Here is a 16,887-nt window from a genome sequence, read left to right as displayed (position 1 = left end):
CGGGTCCGCGACTCCGGCTGATGTCACAGCCTTTGGCGGGAGTGGGTGCGGAGGGGCGGGTGGACGACATCGAGTCGGACGCCGCACAGCATGCCGGGCTCGCCGGGGTGCTGGTGAGGACCGGCAAGTACCTGCCGGAGACGCACCGCTCGGCCAGTGGCAGGCCCGACCACGTGCTCGATTCGTTCGCGGACCTGCCCGCGCTGCTCGCCGCGTCAGCGCAGCAGGAGCTGTAGACCGCCCACGACCGTCGCCGCAATCACCAGCTGTTCGAAGAGCCGCTGGTTGATCCGGTTGACCGCCCATTTGCCGAGGAGGGCGCCGGGCACGACGAACGCCACGAGGGCCAGGTCGAGCAGCAGCGAGTGCCCGTCGATGAGGCCGAGGCCGACGCTGAAGGGCACTTTGGAGACGTTGACGATCAGGAAGAAGAACGCCGAGGTGCCGAGGAAGCCGAGCTTGCGGAAGCCCGCGGAGAGCAGGTACATCGACATCACCGGGCCGCCGGCGTTGGCGACCATCGTGGTGAAGCCGCCGAGGACGCCGTAGGAGCGGGCCTTGACGCGGCCGGTCCGGGTGACGACCGAGTCGGGTTCCTCCTCGGTGTCGGCGGTGCGTCGGCGCCAGACCGTGACCGCGGCCATGAACAGCAGGATCGCGCCGATCGACGTCCGTACGATCCCGTCGTCCGCCCATTGCAGGAACAGCGTGCCGGCGACGACGCCGACGGCGACCGCCGGGAACAGCCGCCAGAGGGTGGGCCAGTGGGCGTGCCGCCGGTAGGTGAGCACCGCGAGCACGTCCCCGGCGATCAGGATCGGCAGCAGCGCGCCGGTGGAGGCGCGGGCGGGCAGCACCGCGGCGAAGATCGCGAGGCTGACCGTGTTGGCCCCGCTCACGGCTGTCTTGGAGAAGCCCACGAGCAGGGCCGCGGCGGCGAGGGCGGCGAACTCCCAGCCGGAGATGTGCCAGAGCGTCATCGTGTTCATGCGGAGACCGATGCTAGATGCAGGCAACCGCTCCGGTAAGTGCCGTCTCGCCGAGTGGTCCTGTTGGCGCCCCGGGCGTCAGTGCCGTTCGACCAGGACCGCGCTGCCCTGTCCGACGCCCACGCACATCGTCGCCAGCCCGCGCTCCGCGCCCGTCCGCCGCATCCGGTGCAGCAGGGTGGTGAGGATGCGGGCGCCGGAGCAGCCGAGCGGGTGGCCGAGCGCGATCGCGCCGCCGGTCGGGTTGACCCGATCGGGGTCGATGCCGAGTTCGTCGACGCAGGCGAGGGCCTGGGCGGCGAAGGCCTCGTTGAACTCGGCCTCCTCGATGTCGTCGATGCTCCAGTCCACGCGGGCGAGGGCCTTGCGGGTGGCGGGGACCGGGCCGATGCCCATCACGTCGGGGTGGACACCGGCCGAGGCGCCGGCGACGTAGCGGCCGAGGGACTCCAGCCCCAGGTCGTTCAGCGCCTCTTCGCTGACGAGGAGGAGTCCCGCCGCGCCGTCGTTCATCGGGGAGGCGTTGCCCGCCGTGACCGTGCCGCCGGCCCGGAAGACGGGCTTGAGGCGGGCCAGCTTGTCGTAGGACGTGTCCTCGCGGATGCACTCGTCGCTGTCGACGAGCACACCGTCGGGGCGCTCGACGGGGAGGAGTTCGTCGTCGAAGTGGCCGTTCTTGCGGGCCTCGGCGGCGAGTTGATGGCTGCGCAGGGCGAACTCGTCCTGGCGTTCGCGCCCGATGCCGTAGCGCTGGGCGACCTCCTCGGCGGTCTCGCCCATGGGCAGCAGGCCGTGCAGTTCCTTCATGGCCGGGTTGACCAGACGCCAGCCGAGCCGGGTGTCGTGGGTCTCGATGCGGTGCGGGAGGGCCTCGTCGGGGCGCGGCAGCACGAAGGGGGCGCGGCTCATCGACTCGGAGCCGCCCGCGAGCACGATGTCGGCCTCGCCCGCGGCGATGGTGCGGGCGGCGGTGGTCACGGCCTCCAGTCCGGAGGCGCACAGCCGGTTGACCGTGGCGCCGGGCACGGTCTCGGGCAGTCCGGCGAGCAGCGCGGCCATGCGGGCCACGTTGCGGTTGTCCTCGCCCGCCTGGTTGGCGGCGCCCCAGTAGACGTCGTCGACGCGCGCCGGGTCGAGCGCGGGCACGTCGGCGACCAGGGCGCGGATCACGGTGGCGGCGAGGTCGTCGGGGCGTACGGCGGACAGGGCGCCGCGCAGCTTGCCGATGGGGGTGCGGCGGGCGGCCGCGAAGTGGACGGGGCGCACGAGGGGACTCCTGACCGTCGTCATCGGGGAACCGGACAGCTTTAATTAGCACCGCTAGTTTCGGACTATAGCGCAGCGGGAGCAGACATGGCCGACCACGTCCTCGCCGGAACCCACGGCCCTCTCACCGTGCGCGAGTGGCCGCACGACCGCCCCCGGTACGTGGCGCTCGTGGTGCACGGGTACGGGGAGCACGCCGGCCGGTACGAGGAGCTCGCCGGGGTCCTCGCGGCGCACGGCGCGGCCGTCCTCGGACCCGATCACACCGGGCACGGGAGGTCCGCGGGCGAGCGGGTCCTGATCGAGGACTTCGAGGACGTGGTCACGGACGTGCACGCGGTCGCGGACCTGGCCCGGGGCGCCCACCCCGGCGTGCCGCTCGTCATGGTCGGGCACTCCATGGGCGGTCTGATCGCGGCCCGCTTCGCCCAGCGGTACGGCACCGAGCTCGCCGCGCTCGTGCTGTCGGGGCCGGTGATCGGCGCCTGGGAGCTGCCGGAGGCGCTGCTCGCCCTCGACGAGATCCCGGACACCCCCGTCAGCCCGGCCTCGCTCTCCCGTGACCCGCGGGTGGGCGCCGTCTACCGGGCCGATCCCCTCGTCTGGCACGGGCCGATGAAGCGGCCGACGGTGGGGGCGTTCGCCCGCACCCTGAGGACCGTGTCCGGGGGCGGTCGGCTCGGCCCGCTCCCGCTGCTGTGGCTGCACGGCGACGACGACCGGCTGGTCCCGCTCGCCGGAAGCCGCGCCGGGATCGAGGAGATCAGGGGGGAGGCGTGCACCGAGCGGATCTACTCCGGCGCCCGGCACGAGGTGTTTACCGAGACGAACAGGGCGGAGGTCTTCGCAGATGTGACGGACTTCATCGACGGAGTGCTCACACGCTGAGATCGCCCTGTTTGCACGAATACGCCCGGGGCACCCGCGCCCCCATGGAGTGGTTGCGTCGAGCGGCCTGTGTGGGAGAGGACCCCGAGCTGTTCTTCCCCGTGGGCACGCAAGGACCCGCGCTGCGGGACACAGCGGCGGCGAAGCGCGTCTGCGCCCGCTGCCCGGTCACCGCGGAGTGCCTCGATCTGGCGCTCGGCAGCGGGCAGACCTCCGGCGTGTGGGGCGGAACCTGCGAGCAGGAACGCGACGCACTGCTCCGTAGCGGCATCGACCATGCCAGAAGGAGGAGCACGGTATGACTGTGGTCAGGAGCACCCTGTCCGACTCGGCCCGCGAGACGGCCGGGGAGGCCCTGCAGAGCACCCTGGTGGATCTGATCGGCCTGTCGCTGATCGGGAAGCAGGCGCACTGGAACATCGTGGGCCCGCGCTTCCGTTCCATCCACCTCCAGTTGGACGAGGTGGTGTCGACGGCCCGCACGTTCTCCGACACCGTGGCGGAGCGCGCCGCGGCCCTGGGCGTGCCGCCGGACGGCCGCCCCGAGACGATCGCCGCCGCCTACACGCTGCCCGGCTCGAAGAGCGGCTGGATCCGGGACGACGAGGTCGTCCGGCTGATCGTCGAGACGCTGGAGGCGGCCATCGGCCGGCTGCGCGAGCGCATCGAGGCCACCGAGAAGGCCGACCCGGTCACGCAGGACCTGCTGATCGGCATCACCGCCGAGCTGGAGAAGCAGCGCTGGATGTTCGAGGCCGAGAACTGGCCGCGGGACTGACCGTCCCGGAAGAACACCCACGGAAAGGCGCATGCGATGACCGACGCTCTCGAACTCGACGCGCTGTGGGAGGACTTCCACCGCGCGGTGAACATGACCTCGCAGGAACTGGCAGCCTGGCTGCGGGTCAGCGACGCCGACGAGTCCGCCGAGCCACTGCCGGAGCACGCGGGTGAGCCGACCGGGCAGCACGTCCTCGCGATCCTCCAGAAGCGGCGCACGGATCTGACCGACGAGGACATCGAGGTGATGTACGCGGTCGTGGACACCGTCACGGCGGACGCCGACGTGGAGGACGAACCCCGGGCGGAGGACAGTGTCCGCAGGCACCGGCTGATGTCCGTCGGGCACGACCCGCTCAGGCGGTGACCAGGGCGGAGCGCGTCGTACGGGAACTCGTCGGCGCGCACGGACGGACGTACGCCGCGGAGGCGGGCATCACGCTGAAGGACACACCGCAGCCCCTGTACCGGCTGCTGGTGCTGTCCCTTCTGCTCAGTGCCCGCATCCGCGGCTCCGTCGCGCTCGCCACCGCCCGCGAACTGCACCGGGCCGAACTGCGCGATCCCCGCGGCATGGCCCGGGCCGGTCGGCGGGAGCGGGTGAACGCGCTGGGCCGCGGCGGATACCGGCGCTACGACGAACGTACGGCTACCCAACTCGGCGCCGGTGCCGCCCTGTTGAACGAGCGCTGGGGCGGCGACCTGCGCCGGCTGCGCGCCGAGGCGGACGGCGACGTGACCGAACTGCGGCGCCTGCTCCAGGAGTTCCCCGGTATCGGGCCCGCCGGCGCCGACATCTTCCTGCGCGAGGTGCAGGGCGTCTGGCCCGAGGTGGCGCCCCGCCTGGACGGGAAGGTGCTGGCGGGCGCCGAGCGGCTGGGCCTGCCGAAGGACCCCGACCGACTGCTCGAGCTCGCCGGTGACGTCCAACCGGCCGTCCTGGCCGCCGCGTTGGTGCGGGCGGCCATCGACGACGAGGTGGCCGAGGACAGCCTCCGCCGCGCCGGGTGACATGGCACACTGCTCGCACATCCTGTCGAGCAGAGGAGCCTTCCAGTGACCGGGACCGATTCGGCCGGGCGGGGGATCGACACGAGCAGGCCGCATCCGGCCCGGGTGTACGACTGGTTCCTCGGCGGCAAGGACAACTACCCCGTGGACGAGGAGCTCGGGCTCCGGATCACCGCGCAGGGGGACGCCCCCCGGCAGGCGCGCGCCAACCGCCGGTTCATGGAACGGGCCACCCGGGTCGTCGTACGGGAAGCGGGAGTCCGCCAGTTCCTCGACATCGGCTCCGGCATCCCCACCGAGCCCAACCTGCACCAGATCGCCCAGTCCGCCGTACCGGACGCCCGGGTCGTGTACGTCGACAACGACCCGATCGTCCTGGCCCACTCGGCGGCCCTGCTGCACGGCACCCCGGAGGGGGCGACGCACTACCTCCAGGCAGACGCCCGCGAACCGCGGCGGATTCTGAAGGGCGCCTCCGCCGTCCTCGACTTCGAGCAGCCCGTCGCGCTGTCGCTGGTCGCGCTGCTGCACTTCGTCTCCGACGAGGACGGCGCCCACGAGCTCGTGGACACGCTGGTGGACGCGCTGGCACCGGGCAGTTGCCTGGTGCTGTCGGCGATGACGGCGGACTTCGACCCGGAGAGGGTGAAGGCGGGCATCGCCGCCTACACGGCGAGTGGAGTCACCCTGGTGGCCCGCACGCACGACGAGGTCGGCCGGTTCTTCAAGGGACTCGAGGTGCTGGAGCCCGGCATCGTGTCCCTGTCGCGGTGGCGTCCGGACGAGCGGGAGGACGGCGATCCCGTGTCGCTGTACGGGGCGGTCGGCGTCAAGCGCTGAGCCGTCACCCGAGCAGCCATCCGCCGTCCACGCTCAACTCCACCGCGTTGACCGAGCCGTTGCGCAGCAGGAAGTCCACGGCGTCCACCACGTCCGCCACCGTCGCGAGCCGTCCGGTCGGGGTCCTGGCCCGCAGACCGGCGAGGACCTCCTCCGGCTTGCCCCGCCAGTAGGGGCTGTCCCCCACCACCCCGGGGTGGATCGCGTTGACCCGCACCGGGGCGAGTTCGAGGGCCAGGGTGTGCATGAGCCCGGTCACCCCGGCGTTGACCGTCGCCACCGTGGTCGCGCCCGGGTAGGGCCGCTCCTTGGCCTGTCCGCCGAACAGCACGACGGCGCTGTCGTCGTGGAGCCGGGACCGCAGCGCGTGCACGACGGCGGTGTAGCCGACGAGCTTGAGGGTGACGAGGTGGACGGCTGCGTCGATGTCGTACGCGGCGACCCGGTTCTCGTCGCGGGAGACGCCCGCGATCACCAGGTGGTCGACGGTTCCCACGTCGCTCAGCGCGTCGACGACGCCCTTCGGCCGTGCGAGGTCCAGGGCCAGCCCCCGGGCACCGATCTCCTTGGCCGCGGTGTCGGTGCGGTGGGCGTCCCGCCCGGTGATCACCACCTCGTCGCCGCGTTCGGCCCGCACCCGGGCGAACTCCCGCCCGATGCCCGAGGTGCCGCCGACCACCACCACGCCGCTCATCGCGAAGCCTCCCTCAGGTAGTCCCAGTCCCGTGTGAACCGGTAGGAGTGCCGCACCGGCGGCTGCGGCGCCTGGGTCTCCAGCCAACGCAGCGGCCCGTCACCCGCGTTGGAGAATCCATGCACACAACCGGCGCCCGCCCAGGCGCAGTCGCCCGGCCCGAGCCGATGGCGCGAGCCGTCGAAGACCGCGTCCGCCTCGCCCTCCAGGAACAGGTACGTCTCCTCGAAGGGGTGGTCGTGCGTGCCCGCCACGCCGTCGGGCGCGTACTGCACCATGAACATCGTCGAGGCCACCGCGCCCAGGTCACCGTCGACCATCATCTTCACGGTGATCCCGCTGTAGACGAGCAGCGCGGTCCGCATGCTCGCCGACACCGCGAGCAGGTCCTGGGACTGCTTGCCGGGGTCCATCTGCGCGGGTTCGAAGTGCCCGAAGGACCGGGTGCGCGGGTCACGGACGTCGACGCGGACCGGAGGACGTACCGGCCACGGGGCCACCGGCTGGGTGTCGTACCCGTACCGGGCGCGCGGCACCGGTGCGAGCATGTCCGCCCAGCGCGCGACGGTGTCCCCCGCACCGCGCCAGGCGTGCGGCACGCCGGTCGGGAGCAGCCCGTAGTCGCCCTCCTCCAGGAGGTACGACCCCTCGGGCACATCGAGGACCACGGCGCCGTCGAGGACGTGGAAGCTCTCCTCGTACGAGTGCACATGGGCCGCGACCGAGCCGTCCGGGCGCAGCTCGCACACCCCGAAACCGGTGTGCGAGCTGCCGTCGGCCTCCCCGACCAACTCCCTGCGCCGGTAGCCGTGTTCGTCGTACGACGGCTCCGGGGGGTCGGTGGCCCGGCGCACCAGGTGCCGTGTCACGCCCGGGCCCCCTTCGCCGCCAGCAGCCGGCCGCGGGACTCCTCGACCAGGCGCCGGGCCCGCGCCACGTCGGCCGTGAGCCTGCCGTCGCGCTTGCGGACGACCCCGTCGACGATGACGGTGTCCACGTTGGACACGTCGGCGCTGAGTGCCACGGCGGCGGCCGCGTCGTGCACGGGAGCCACGTTCAGGGCGGTCGCGTCGATCGCCACCACGTCCGCGCGCTTGCCCGGGGTGAGCGATCCGGTGCGGTCCTCGAGGCCGGCGACATGGGCGCCGTTGCGGGTGGCGATCTCCAGCATCTGACGTGCCGTCAGCATTGTTTCCGGTACCGGGACGTCGGCCTCCCAGCTCGCCGCGTTCACGCGGGCGCGCTCGGCGCCGAAGGCCGCGCGGATCTGGGTGAACATGTCGCCGGGCACGGTGGTGACGACGTCGATGCTCAGGGAGGGGCGCAGGCCGTGCTCGATCGCCTTCATCACCGGCGGCCAGCCGTGTCCCATCTGCGTCTCCACCTGCGGCGCGATGGAGACCGTGCCGCCGCTGTCGGCGACCAGCCGCCACTCCTCCTCGCTGAGGTAGCAGCAGTGGATGTAGGTGGTGTCGGGGCCGAGCAGTCCGAGGTCGTGGAGCTGCCTGACCATGCCGAAGCGCCCGGCGAGCCGGCCCATGGCCACGTGCACGGTGATCGGGATGTCCAGCTCGCGGGCGAGGGCCCACTCGGAGGTGACGACGTCGCCCACGCAGAACCCGGGGCCCCGGGTGGCGAGGGCCAGGGTGAGCAGGCCGGCGTCGGAGGAGAAGTACGCGGAGCGGACCCTGCGCACGTCGTCGCCCGGAATGGCGATCTTGCTCTCGAACCAGTAGTCGGCGAGGGAGGTGTTGGCGCTGCCGTACGCGTACTGGGCGCGGATGCCGGTCTCCGTCAGGGCCCGGATCGCCGCGTCCGGATGCTCGGGCGTGTTGTTGATGTGGGACCAGTCGACGAGCGTGGTGATGCCGGCGTCGAGGCACTCCAGGGCGCCCGCGAGGTTGGCCGCGTAGACGTCCTCGGGGGTGTAGAGGGGGGCGAAGGTGTCGAGGATGTCGACGAAGTAGTCGTCGAGGGTGGCGTCCGGTGCCACGTTCCGGATCGACGCCTCCCAGGTGTGGCGGTGGGTGTCGACGAAGCCGGGGATCACGATGCGGCCGGTCATGTCGAGGACTTCGGCGTCCGCGTTGATCTCGCGGTCCACGGCCGCGATCCTGCCGTCCTCGATGAGGACGTCGCCCCTCGGCAGGTCCCCGATGCCGGGGTCCATGGAGAGCACGTGTCCGGCGCGAAGGAGTGTCCGATGGGTCATCGCGCTTCCTCCTAGGGGGTGTTCAGTACGCGGCGAGGCTCCTGACGGCCGCCACGACCTTGTCGACGGTGGGGATGACCTGTTCCTCCAGCGCGTCCGCGAAGGGCAGCGGCACGCACTCCCCCGCCACCCGCCGCACCGGCGCGTCCAGCAGCCCGAACCCCTCGTCGGCCACGACGGAGACGAGGGTCGCCCCCCAGCCGCCCTGGTACGGGTTCTCCTCGACGACGACCAGCCGGGAGGTCCGCCCGAGCGAGGCGAGGACGGTGGCCGTGTCGAGCGGCACCAGGGTGCGCAGGTCGACGACCTCGACGTCGATGTCCTCCTCCGCGAGCCGCTCCGCGGCCGTGAGCGCGACCGGCACCATCGACGCGAGCGCGACCAGTGTCACGTCGGCCCCCTCGCGCACGACTGCGGCCCGCCCCAGGTCGACCACGTGGTCCGGCGGCGGGGGCGGGCCCTTGGTGGCCAGCAGCCCCTTGTGCTCGAAGAACACCACCGGGTCGTCGCTGCGGATCGCGGCCGCCATCATCCCGACGACGTCGGCGGGGGTGGAGGGTGCCGCGATCTTCAGCCCGGGCACGGTCAGCGCCCAGTTCTCGGTGGCCTGCGAGTGCTGGGCGCCGAAACCGAGTCCGCCGCCGTTGGCGGTGCGCACGACGAGCGGCACGGTGACCTGACCGCCCGTCATGTAGCGCACCTTGGGGATCTCGTTGGCTAGGTAGTCCCAGCAGCAGGCCAGGAAGTCCGAGAACATGATCTCCGCGACGGGCCGCATCCCGGTCATCGCGGCACCCATCGCGGCGCCCACGATGGCCTGTTCGGAGATCGGCGTGTCCCACACCCGTTCGGGCCCGAACTCCTTGTGCAGCCCGACGGTCGTCTTGAACACCCCGCCGGCCGCGCCGATGTCCTCCCCCAGGCAGACGACCGAAGGATCGCGCCGCATCTCCCGCGCGATGCCCTCGGAGACCGCCTCGCGGTACGAGATCACGTCCGCCATGCCGCACCTCCGTCCGCCCATACGTCGGTGAAGGCCTCGCCGGGATCGGGCGGCGGCGCGTTCTTCGCGGCCTCGACCGCCTCCTGTACCACGGCCCGCGCGCGCTCGTCGGCCGCGGTGACCCTCTCCTCGGGCACCCCGGCCTCGACGAGCCGCCCCCGCGCGATGTCCAACGGGTCGTGCTTGAGCCAGCGTTCGACCTCCTCGGCCGGGCGGTAGGTGGCCGGGTCGGTCCGGCTGTGCCCGAAGTGGCGGTAGGTCTCGGCCTCCAGCACGGCGGGCCCGTCGCCGGCCCGGGCCCGGCCCGCCAGGCGTGCCACCGCCTCCCGGACGGAGACGACGTCGTTGCCGTCGACGACCTCGCCGGGGATGCCGTACGCGGACGCCCGGTCGGCGGCGGGCCGGGGCACCGCGGTGACGTCGGCGATGGGCGTGTACTCCATGTACAGGTTGTTCTCGCAGACGAACAGCACGGGCAGTCGCCACACGGCGGCCAGGTTCAGCGCCTCGTGGAAGGCGCCGATGTTGGTGGCGCCGTCCCCGAAGAAGGCGACCGCGAGCTGGCCGGTGCCGCGCAGTCTCGCCGACCAGGCGGCACCGACCGCCATCGGGAGGTGGGCCCCGACGATGGCGTAGGAGCCGAGCATGTGGGTGGCCGCCTTGGTGAGGTGCATGGAGCCGCCCTTGGCCCGGCACAACCCCGTGGCCCGCTGCATGAGTTCGGCGAGGCACTCCTCAGGAGTGGCGCCCCGGGCCATGGCGTGGTGGTGGCCGCGGTAGGTGGCGAACACGTAGTCGTCGTCGCGCAGGGCGGCGCTCGCGCCGACCGCGATCGCCTCGTGCCCCGCGGCCAGATGGGTGGTGCCCTTGACCAGGCCCTGGAGGAACAGGTCGTGGGCGGCCTTCTCAGTACGGCGGATGAGGGTCATCCGCTCGTACAGGGCGAGGAGTTCGGCCGGTTCCATCAGTGCTTCCCGTTGTTGAGATGCGACTGCGACTCACGACGGGTGTTCAGCTCGCCGCCCACCGTCCAGTACTTGCGGCCCGCGACCAGCAGCTCCTCCGCCGGGAACCTGGTGATGACCTCGCAGCCGTCGGCGGTGACGACGAGTTCCTCCTCGATCCGGGCGGCGGACCAGCCGTCGGCGGCGGGCCAGTAGGTCTCCAGGGCGAACACCATGCCCTCTTCGAGGACTTCGGGGTGGTCGAGGGAGACCAGGCGGCTGAAGACGGGCTTCTCCCAGATGGACAGGCCGACGCCGTGGCCGTACTGGAGGGCGAAGGCGGCGGTCTCGTCGGCGAAGCCGAACTCCTCGGCGCGCGGCCAGATCCGGACGATGTCGGCGGTCGTGGCGCCCGGCCGGACGAGGGCGATGGCCTGGTCCATGTACTCCCGGCAGCGGACGTACGCGTCCCGCTGGGCGCGGGAGGCGCTGCCGACGGCGAAGGTGCGGTAGTAGCAGGTGCGGTAGCCGAGGTGGCTGTGCAGGATGTCGAAGAACGCGGGGTCGCCCGGGCGGATCAGGCGGTCGCTGTAGACGTGCGGGTGGGGTGAACAGCGCTCCCCTGATATGGCGTTGACGCCTTCGACGTACTCGCTGCCGAGGTCGTAGAGCACCTTGCTGACCAGTCCGACGCACTCGTTCTCGCGGACGCCGGGGCGCAGGTGGGCGTAGAGCTCCTCGTAGGCCGCGTCGACCATCGCGCAGGCCTGGGCGAGCAGGGAGATCTCGTCGCCGGTCTTGATGCGGCGGGCCTCCAGGAAGACCTGCTGGCCGTCGACGATGTCGATGCCCTCGGCGCGCAGGGCGGCGAGGACGGGCATCTCGGCGACGTCGATCCCGAGCGGTTCGCCGGCGAGGCCGTGGGCCCGGAGCTCAGCGGCGATCTTCGCGGCGACGTCCTCGGCGATGCCGGCGTCCGGGTGGAAGGCGCCGCGCAGGGTGGAGATGCCGGCGCGGGCTCCGGTGGGGGGACCCTCCTTGCCGTCGCTGTAGTCGAGCCACGGGTTGTGGAGCTGGTGGTGGCGGGCGGCGGAGCCGAAGTCCCAGACGACCGGTTCGCCGCCGCGGACCAGCAGGGCGAAGCGGATCAGCTTGTCCATCGCCCAGGTGCCGATATGCGTGGCGGTCATGTAACGGATGTTGGCGAAGTCGAAGCTGAGCACGGCGCCCAGCTCGGAGCGGTTCAGCGTGTCGTGGAGCCGGGCCAGGCGCTGTCGGCGCAGCCGGTCCAGGTCGACGCGCTCTTCCCAGTCGACGGCATTGGGGCCGTATGTGCGGATCGCCATCGCGACCACCCCCACCGTCGAGTCAACGACCGTCCTCGGGGAGTGTCAAGTGTCACTGAACAGTTCGGCTCGCCACGAACCAGACGCCCACGGCCGGTTCCTCGCCGTCGTTGCGGTAGCGGTGGGGGGTGGCGGACTCGAAGCAGACGGCGTCGCCGGGGCGCAGGACCCGGTCGTCGAAGCCGAGGGTGAGGACGAGTTCGCCGGAGGTCAGATAGCCGTACTCGGTCCCGGCGTGCCGCATCAGAGCGCCCGAACCGGAGGAGGAGCCGCCGGGCCGGTAGGTGACGAGCAGGAAGTCCACGTCCGTGCCGGGGACGTGCCCCAGCCGCTCCCACACCACGCCGGAGTCCAGCTCCAGCACCTCCCGCTCACCCGGGGTGACCAGGGGTCCTATGCGCCGGCCGGGGTCGGCCGCGAAGGCCGCGAGGGCGTGCATGACGGGGCCCGCGGGCACCGCCGCGGCGGTCTCCCGCCCCTCGAAGAGGGACTCCACGGAGATGCCGAGGGCTGTGGTGATGGCGTACAGGGTGCTGACCGAGGGCTGGCTCTTGCCGGTCTCTATCTGGGAGACCAGGCTCGCGGAGACCCCGACCTCCCGCGCGAGGGCACGCAGCCCCAGACCGCGCTCCAGACGCGCCTGCCGGATACGCCCGCCGACGGACGGCACGGGTCCAGGGGACACGGGCGCCCTCCTCTCATGTGCAGCCCCATTGAACAACCCGGGCCTCCGGAGGGGGAAGGGCACCGGCGCCACCGCCCTCGGCGACGCACGCCGGACAGGGGCACCGCGGGACAGGGCGTTCGCGTCGCGGTTTCCGGGACAAGCTGATCATCGGACGGCACAATGGCGGCAACGGCAGCAGGGGCGAGAAGGAGCACAGTCGTGAGCGAGAGCCACACCCCGTCGGGTGCGTCGGCGAGGCTGAACACAGGTGTGGCGCACAACGCGCGCGTGTGGAACTACTGGATCGGCGGCAAGGACCACTACGAGGTCGACCAGCGGGTAGGCGACCACGTGGCCGGGATGTTCCCGGTCATCCGGGAGATCGCCCGCGCGGACCGCTGGTTCCTGGGCCGCTCGGTGCGCTTCCTCGCCGAGGAGCAGGGCATCCGGCAGTTCCTCGACGTGGGCACCGGGCTGCCGACGGTGGACAACACCCACGAGATCGCCCAGCGCATCGCGCCCGACGCGCGGATCGTCTACGTCGACAACGACCCGATCGTCCTGGTCCACGCCCGCACCCTGCTGACCAGCACCCCCGAGGGTGTCACCGATTACATCGACGCCGACGTCCACGACCCGGCCGCCATCCTGGAACGGGCCGCGCGGACACTGGACTTCAGCAAGCCGGTCGCGGTGATGATGCTCGGCATCCTCAACTTCGTGCTCGACACCGACGAGGCGCGCAGGATCGCCCGCGAGATCATGGCCGCGATGCCCGCCGGCAGCCATCTGGCGCTGACCCACCCGACGTTCGACAGCGAAGTCGGCGGCGAGGGCCAGATCCCCGCCATGAAGTTCTGGAACGAGAACGCCACTCCGCCGATCACGGCCCGCAGCGGCGCGGACATCGCCGCGTTCTTCGAGGGGCTCGACCTCCTCGAACCGGGCCTGGTCTCCTGCTCGCAGTGGCGGGCCGGCTCCGACTCCCCCGCCGTGGTACCGCAGTACGGCGCGGTGGCCGTGAAACCCTGACGCGGGACCGTCCGGCCGAGCCCGTCGTCGTGGAGGACGTATGACCACCCTTGCCGACCCCGTCCCCGGAGGCCGTCCCGGGGACGTGGACCGGGCCACCGCACTGAGCGAGGAGCTGTCCGCGAAGGGCGTGCACGGTGTGGTGCTGGCCTATGTCGACACCGCGGGCATCTCCCGGGTGAAGACGATCCCGACGGCGAAGCTGCCCTCGGCCGCGGCCTGGGGCGTGGGCATGTCACCGGTGTTCGACACCTTCCTGGCGAACGACTCGATCGTCACCACGGACAGCCTGGGCTCCCCCGACGGCGATCTGCGCCTGTACCCCGGCCTCGACCGGCTCGTGGCCCTGGCCGCGCAGCCCGGCTGGGCGTGGGCGCCGGTCGACCGGATCACCCAGGAGGGCGAGCGCCACCCGGGCTGCTCCCGCACGGTCCTGCGGCGGATCGTCACGGCGGCCGCCGAGCGGCACGGGATCACCTTCGAGGCGGGCATCGAGATCGAGTGGGCGGTGGGGCGGGGCCCGGCGGCGGAGGGCGACTTCGTGCCCGCCGTGTCGGGACCTGCGTACGGCGCCACCCGGCAGGTGGAGCTGAGCGACTACGCGGCCGACGTGCTGGCGGCCTGCGCCGAGCAGGGCGTGGAGGTCGAGCAGCTCCATCCCGAGTACGCGGCCGGGCAGTTCGAGATCTCGACGGGTGCCCTGGACCCGGTGGCGGCGGCCGACGTCAGCGTCCTGGTCCGGCAGACCGTCCGGGCGGTGGCCCAGCGCCACGGGCTCGTGGTCTCCTTCTCCCCGGCGGTCCTCGCCGAGGGCGTCGGCAACGGCGGCCACCTGCATCTCTCCGCCTGGCGCGACGGCGTGAACCTGCACTCGGGCGGCAAGGGCCGGTACGGCATGACGCGCGAGGCCGAGTGGTTCGTCGCGGGTGTCCTCGCCCACCTGCACGCGCTGGCGGCCCTGACCGCGCCGAGCCCGGCCAGCTATCTGCGCCTGAAGCCCTCGCAGTGGGCGGGGGTGTTCACCGCCTGGGGCCGGGAGACCCGGGAGGCGGCCGTCCGGATCGTCACCGGCACCGCGGGCCTGACCGACCGGGCCGCCAACCTGGAGCTGAAGCCGGTGGACCTGGCCGCGAACCCGTACCTCGCGCTCACCGGTCTGATCGCGGCCGGGCTCGACGGACTGACCTCGGCCATGCCCCTGCCCAGGGAGATCACCGGCGATCCGGCCCTGCTCGCCGCAGACCGGGCCGCCGCCCTGGGCGTACGCCGGCTGCCGACCTCCCTGTCCCAGGCGGTCCGCGCCTTCCGCGCCGACGAGCAGCTGCGGGCCGCGCTCGGTCCGGTCCTCGCCGACGCGGTGGTCGCGGTGCGCTTCGGGGAGAGCGACTCCGTGGCCGACCTGGACGACGAGCAGATCGCGGCGGCGTACCGCTGGAAGTACTGATCATGAGCGGACCCGTCCACGAAGCCCTCGCCGCCGCCCGGCTGGTGGACCACCACTGCCACGGGGTCGTCACCGGCGCCCTCGACCGGGCGGGCTTCGAGTCACTGCTCACCGAGGGCGATGCGTGGCCCGGGATCTCCCCCTTCGACACCCCCGTCGGTATGGCGGTCCGCCGGCACTGCGCACCCCTGCTGGACCTCCCCCGCCACGCGCCGCCCGACGCCTATCTGGCCCGCCGTGCCGAACTCGGCCCGCACGAGGTCAACCGCCGCTTCCTGAACGCCGCGGGCGCGGGCGTGTTCTGCGTCGACACCGGGTACACGCCGGACCGCGTCACCTCGCCCGGGGAACTGGCCGCGCTCGCGGACGGGACGGCCTACGAGGTCGTACGCCTGGAGGGTGTCGCGGAGGCGGTGGCCGCGCGGGGCGTGGAGCCGTCGGCGTACGCCGACGCGTTCCGGGCGGCCGCTCTGGAGGCCGTGGGGCGTCCGGACGTGGTGGCCGTCAAGTCCGTCGCCGCCTACCGCACGGGTTTCGACCTGGACCCGGCGCGCCCCTCGGACGCGGAGGTCACCCGGGCCGCCGCCGGCTGGTTCGCCCGCGGCGGGCGGCTGGCCGATCCCGTCCTCGTACGGCATCTGCTGTGGACCGCCGTGGAGCTCGGGCTGCCGCTCCAGCTGCACACCGGGTTCGGTGACAGCGACATCCGCATGCACCGGGTGGATCCGACCCACCTCACGGACTGGCTGCACCTGACCGCGGGCACGGTCCCGGTTCTGCTGCTGCACTGCTGGCCGTACCAGAGGCAGGCCGCCTACCTGGCCGCGGTGTTCGAGCAGGTGTACCTGGACGTGGGCCTGACCTTGCACCACGTCGGCCCCGCGCGGTCCCGGGCGGTCCTGGCGGAGGCGCTGGAGATCACTCCGTTCCGCAAGCTGCTGTACAGCTCCGACGCCTACGGAGTGGCCGAATTCCATCTGCTCGGCGCGCTCTCCTTCCGGCAGGGCCTCGCCGGGCTGCTCCAGGAACGAGTGGACGCCGACGAGCTGAGCCTGCCCGACGCACTGCGCATCGCGGCCTGGACGAGCGGGGACAACGCCCGCCGCCTCTACGGACTTCCCGCCCCGTCCCCGTCCGACCAGGCGGGTGCGACCGAGCACCCCCGTCCCCGGAAAGTATGATCTAGCAATGTCTGACTTGACCGAAACCACGCCCGGCTGGCTGAGCGCCGACGATCTCGAGCAGGCGCGCGCCCGGATGCCCATCCTGTACGTCGAGGCCGTGCCGGTGCGCGTCGACGACAGCGGCGAAGTCACCAGCGTCGGCCTGCTGCTGCGCATCGGACCCGACGGAACGGTCAGCCGGACTCTGGTCTCCGGCCGCGTTCTGCACCACGAGCGGGTCCGGGACGCCCTGCTGCGGCACCTGGAGAAGGACCTGGGGCCCGTGGCGCTGCCCCGGATCCCCTCCTCGCTCCAGCCGTTCACGGTGGCGGAGTACTTCCCCACGCAGGGCATCACGCCCTACCACGACCCGCGCCAGCACGCGGTCTCCCTCGCCTACGTCGTCCCGGTGACCGGCGACTGCCGGCCCCGGCAGGACGCCCTGGACCTGGTGTGGTTCAGCCCGCAGGAGGCCCTGTCACCGGCGGTGGCGAGCGAGATGCCCGGCGGTCACGGGGTGCTGCTCAAGCAGGCGCTGGCGCACGTGGGCTGCGCGATCTGAGGCCCCCGCCCGTGCCCGGTCAGCCGGTCTCCTCGGGCCGGGTCGT

The 16,887-nt window shown here is 72.4% G+C and carries 19 protein-coding genes and 1 pseudogene; 11 read left to right on the top strand and 9 right to left on the bottom strand.

The annotated features are described in order from the left end of the window. Positions 1–38: 38 nt before the first annotated feature. Positions 39–236, top strand: a pseudogene (locus ACIQJT_RS01265) (HAD hydrolase-like protein); the annotation flags it as partial. On the opposite strand, the gene ACIQJT_RS01260 reads toward ACIQJT_RS01265, so the two are convergent. Next, a complete protein-coding gene (locus tag ACIQJT_RS01260; RefSeq protein WP_365454450.1) occupies positions 216–989 on the bottom strand; it encodes a sulfite exporter TauE/SafE family protein in 774 nt (257 codons plus the stop codon). The pseudogene ACIQJT_RS01265 and the gene ACIQJT_RS01260 overlap by 21 nt on opposite strands. A gap of 78 nt (positions 990–1,067) precedes the next feature. Further along, entirely contained in the window at positions 1,068–2,255 is a 1,188-nt protein-coding gene (locus ACIQJT_RS01255) for a thiolase family protein (protein ID WP_365454447.1), read from the bottom strand. Positions 2,256–2,342: 87 nt separating this feature from the next. On the opposite strand from ACIQJT_RS01255, the gene ACIQJT_RS01250 reads away from it, so the two are divergent. Genes ACIQJT_RS01250 through ACIQJT_RS01225 form a run of 6 tightly spaced genes read left to right on the top strand, consistent with a single transcriptional unit; the run spans position 2,343 to position 5,774 of the window. Further along, positions 2,343–3,143 (top strand): lysophospholipase, encoded by an 801-nt coding sequence (locus ACIQJT_RS01250; protein WP_402638840.1) that lies wholly within the window; start codon positions 2,343–2,345, stop codon positions 3,141–3,143. Between the two features lie 44 nt (positions 3,144–3,187). Beyond that, positions 3,188–3,445: a WhiB family transcriptional regulator gene (locus ACIQJT_RS01245; protein ID WP_053852095.1), complete on the top strand. Its 258-nt coding sequence runs from the start codon at positions 3,188–3,190 to the stop codon at positions 3,443–3,445. Further along, positions 3,442–3,921, top strand: a complete 480-nt coding sequence (locus ACIQJT_RS01240; RefSeq protein ID WP_365454438.1) for a DNA starvation/stationary phase protection protein — start codon at positions 3,442–3,444, stop codon at positions 3,919–3,921. Before ACIQJT_RS01245 ends, ACIQJT_RS01240 begins: the two co-directional genes overlap by 4 nt. A gap of 36 nt (positions 3,922–3,957) precedes the next feature. Further along, on the top strand, positions 3,958–4,290 hold the full coding sequence (locus tag ACIQJT_RS01235; protein WP_365454435.1) for a DUF3140 domain-containing protein: 333 nt from the start codon (positions 3,958–3,960) through the stop codon (positions 4,288–4,290). Continuing rightward, positions 4,287–4,934, top strand: coding sequence for an endonuclease (locus ACIQJT_RS01230; protein WP_365454432.1), 648 nt, complete (start codon positions 4,287–4,289; stop codon positions 4,932–4,934). Before ACIQJT_RS01235 ends, ACIQJT_RS01230 begins: the two co-directional genes overlap by 4 nt. A 45-nt stretch (positions 4,935–4,979) precedes the next feature. Continuing rightward, positions 4,980–5,774 carry an SAM-dependent methyltransferase gene (locus tag ACIQJT_RS01225; protein ID WP_402638836.1) on the top strand — a complete coding sequence of 265 codons (795 nt, stop codon included), beginning with the start codon at positions 4,980–4,982 and terminating at the stop codon, positions 5,772–5,774. Positions 5,775–5,778: 4 nt separating this feature from the next. On the opposite strand, the gene ACIQJT_RS01220 is transcribed toward ACIQJT_RS01225, so the two are convergent. Genes ACIQJT_RS01220 through ACIQJT_RS01190 form a run of 7 tightly spaced genes read right to left on the bottom strand, consistent with a single transcriptional unit; the run spans position 5,779 to position 12,658 of the window. Next, positions 5,779–6,468, bottom strand: coding sequence for an SDR family oxidoreductase (locus ACIQJT_RS01220; protein ID WP_365454426.1), 690 nt, complete (start codon positions 6,466–6,468; stop codon positions 5,779–5,781). Next, complete coding sequence (locus ACIQJT_RS01215) at positions 6,465–7,337, bottom strand: cupin domain-containing protein (protein WP_365454423.1); 873 nt, start codon at positions 7,335–7,337, stop codon at positions 6,465–6,467. The genes ACIQJT_RS01220 and ACIQJT_RS01215 overlap by 4 nt, the downstream gene beginning before the upstream one ends. Continuing rightward, on the bottom strand, positions 7,334–8,680 hold the full coding sequence (locus ACIQJT_RS01210; protein ID WP_402638833.1) for an amidohydrolase family protein: 1,347 nt from the start codon (positions 8,678–8,680) through the stop codon (positions 7,334–7,336). The genes ACIQJT_RS01215 and ACIQJT_RS01210 overlap by 4 nt, the downstream gene beginning before the upstream one ends. 22 nt (positions 8,681–8,702) lie before the next feature. Then, a complete protein-coding gene (locus tag ACIQJT_RS01205; RefSeq protein ID WP_402638831.1) occupies positions 8,703–9,683 on the bottom strand; it encodes an alpha-ketoacid dehydrogenase subunit beta in 981 nt (326 codons plus the stop codon). Next, positions 9,671–10,648: a thiamine pyrophosphate-dependent dehydrogenase E1 component subunit alpha gene (locus ACIQJT_RS01200; RefSeq protein ID WP_402638829.1), complete on the bottom strand. Its 978-nt coding sequence runs from the start codon at positions 10,646–10,648 to the stop codon at positions 9,671–9,673. The genes ACIQJT_RS01205 and ACIQJT_RS01200 overlap by 13 nt, the downstream gene beginning before the upstream one ends. Continuing rightward, positions 10,648–11,973 carry a M24 family metallopeptidase gene (locus ACIQJT_RS01195; RefSeq protein WP_402638827.1) on the bottom strand — a complete coding sequence of 442 codons (1,326 nt, stop codon included), beginning with the start codon at positions 11,971–11,973 and terminating at the stop codon, positions 10,648–10,650. Before ACIQJT_RS01195 ends, ACIQJT_RS01200 begins: the two co-directional genes overlap by 1 nt. Before the next feature lie 52 nt (positions 11,974–12,025). Beyond that, entirely contained in the window at positions 12,026–12,658 is a 633-nt protein-coding gene (locus ACIQJT_RS01190; protein WP_365454408.1) for an XRE family transcriptional regulator, read from the bottom strand. 201 nt (positions 12,659–12,859) lie between these two features. Here ACIQJT_RS01190 and ACIQJT_RS01185 point away from each other — a divergent pair, with 201 nt between their 5' ends. From ACIQJT_RS01185 to ACIQJT_RS01170, 4 genes are read left to right on the top strand one after another with little or no spacing between them, the layout of a single operon-like run. Beyond that, the gene (locus ACIQJT_RS01185; RefSeq protein WP_365454405.1) at positions 12,860–13,672 is read left to right on the top strand and encodes an SAM-dependent methyltransferase; all 813 of its coding nucleotides are present in this window, start codon (positions 12,860–12,862) and stop codon (positions 13,670–13,672) included. Between the two features lie 40 nt (positions 13,673–13,712). Further along, positions 13,713–15,116: a glutamine synthetase gene (locus tag ACIQJT_RS01180; protein ID WP_402638825.1), complete on the top strand. Its 1,404-nt coding sequence runs from the start codon at positions 13,713–13,715 to the stop codon at positions 15,114–15,116. Further along, on the top strand, positions 15,116–16,297 hold the full coding sequence (locus ACIQJT_RS01175; RefSeq protein ID WP_402640038.1) for an amidohydrolase family protein: 1,182 nt from the start codon (positions 15,116–15,118) through the stop codon (positions 16,295–16,297). Before ACIQJT_RS01180 ends, ACIQJT_RS01175 begins: the two co-directional genes overlap by 1 nt. A gap of 7 nt (positions 16,298–16,304) precedes the next feature. Next, the gene (locus tag ACIQJT_RS01170; protein ID WP_280848104.1) at positions 16,305–16,841 is read left to right on the top strand and encodes an NUDIX hydrolase family protein; all 537 of its coding nucleotides are present in this window, start codon (positions 16,305–16,307) and stop codon (positions 16,839–16,841) included. The last annotated feature ends 46 nt before the right edge of the window (positions 16,842–16,887 follow it).

Origin of the sequence: Streptomyces sp. NPDC091972 (genome assembly GCF_044756385.1) — a bacterium.
In the GTDB taxonomy this organism is placed as follows: domain Bacteria; phylum Actinomycetota; class Actinomycetes; order Streptomycetales; family Streptomycetaceae; genus Streptomyces.
The sequence above is the reverse complement of the archived record's forward strand: the minus strand, read 5'-3'. Positions and strand labels throughout refer to the sequence as shown.

Coding starts and splice junctions, on each gene's coding strand:
- ACIQJT_RS01260 (WP_365454450.1), bottom strand. CDS start 989: ATGAACACGATGACGCTCTGGCACATCTCCGGCTGGGAGTTCGCCGCC.
- ACIQJT_RS01250 (WP_402638840.1), top strand. CDS start 2,343: ATGGCCGACCACGTCCTCGCCGGAACCCACGGCCCTCTCACCGTGCGC.
- ACIQJT_RS01245 (WP_053852095.1), top strand. CDS start 3,188: ATGGAGTGGTTGCGTCGAGCGGCCTGTGTGGGAGAGGACCCCGAGCTG.
- ACIQJT_RS01240 (WP_365454438.1), top strand. CDS start 3,442: ATGACTGTGGTCAGGAGCACCCTGTCCGACTCGGCCCGCGAGACGGCC.
- ACIQJT_RS01235 (WP_365454435.1), top strand. CDS start 3,958: ATGACCGACGCTCTCGAACTCGACGCGCTGTGGGAGGACTTCCACCGC.
- ACIQJT_RS01220 (WP_365454426.1), bottom strand. CDS start 6,468: ATGAGCGGCGTGGTGGTGGTCGGCGGCACCTCGGGCATCGGGCGGGAG.
- ACIQJT_RS01210 (WP_402638833.1), bottom strand. CDS start 8,680: ATGACCCATCGGACACTCCTTCGCGCCGGACACGTGCTCTCCATGGAC.
- ACIQJT_RS01205 (WP_402638831.1), bottom strand. CDS start 9,683: ATGGCGGACGTGATCTCGTACCGCGAGGCGGTCTCCGAGGGCATCGCG.
- ACIQJT_RS01200 (WP_402638829.1), bottom strand. CDS start 10,648: ATGGAACCGGCCGAACTCCTCGCCCTGTACGAGCGGATGACCCTCATC.
- ACIQJT_RS01195 (WP_402638827.1), bottom strand. CDS start 11,973: ATGGCGATCCGCACATACGGCCCCAATGCCGTCGACTGGGAAGAGCGC.
- ACIQJT_RS01180 (WP_402638825.1), top strand. CDS start 13,713: ATGACCACCCTTGCCGACCCCGTCCCCGGAGGCCGTCCCGGGGACGTG.
- ACIQJT_RS01170 (WP_280848104.1), top strand. CDS start 16,305: ATGTCTGACTTGACCGAAACCACGCCCGGCTGGCTGAGCGCCGACGAT.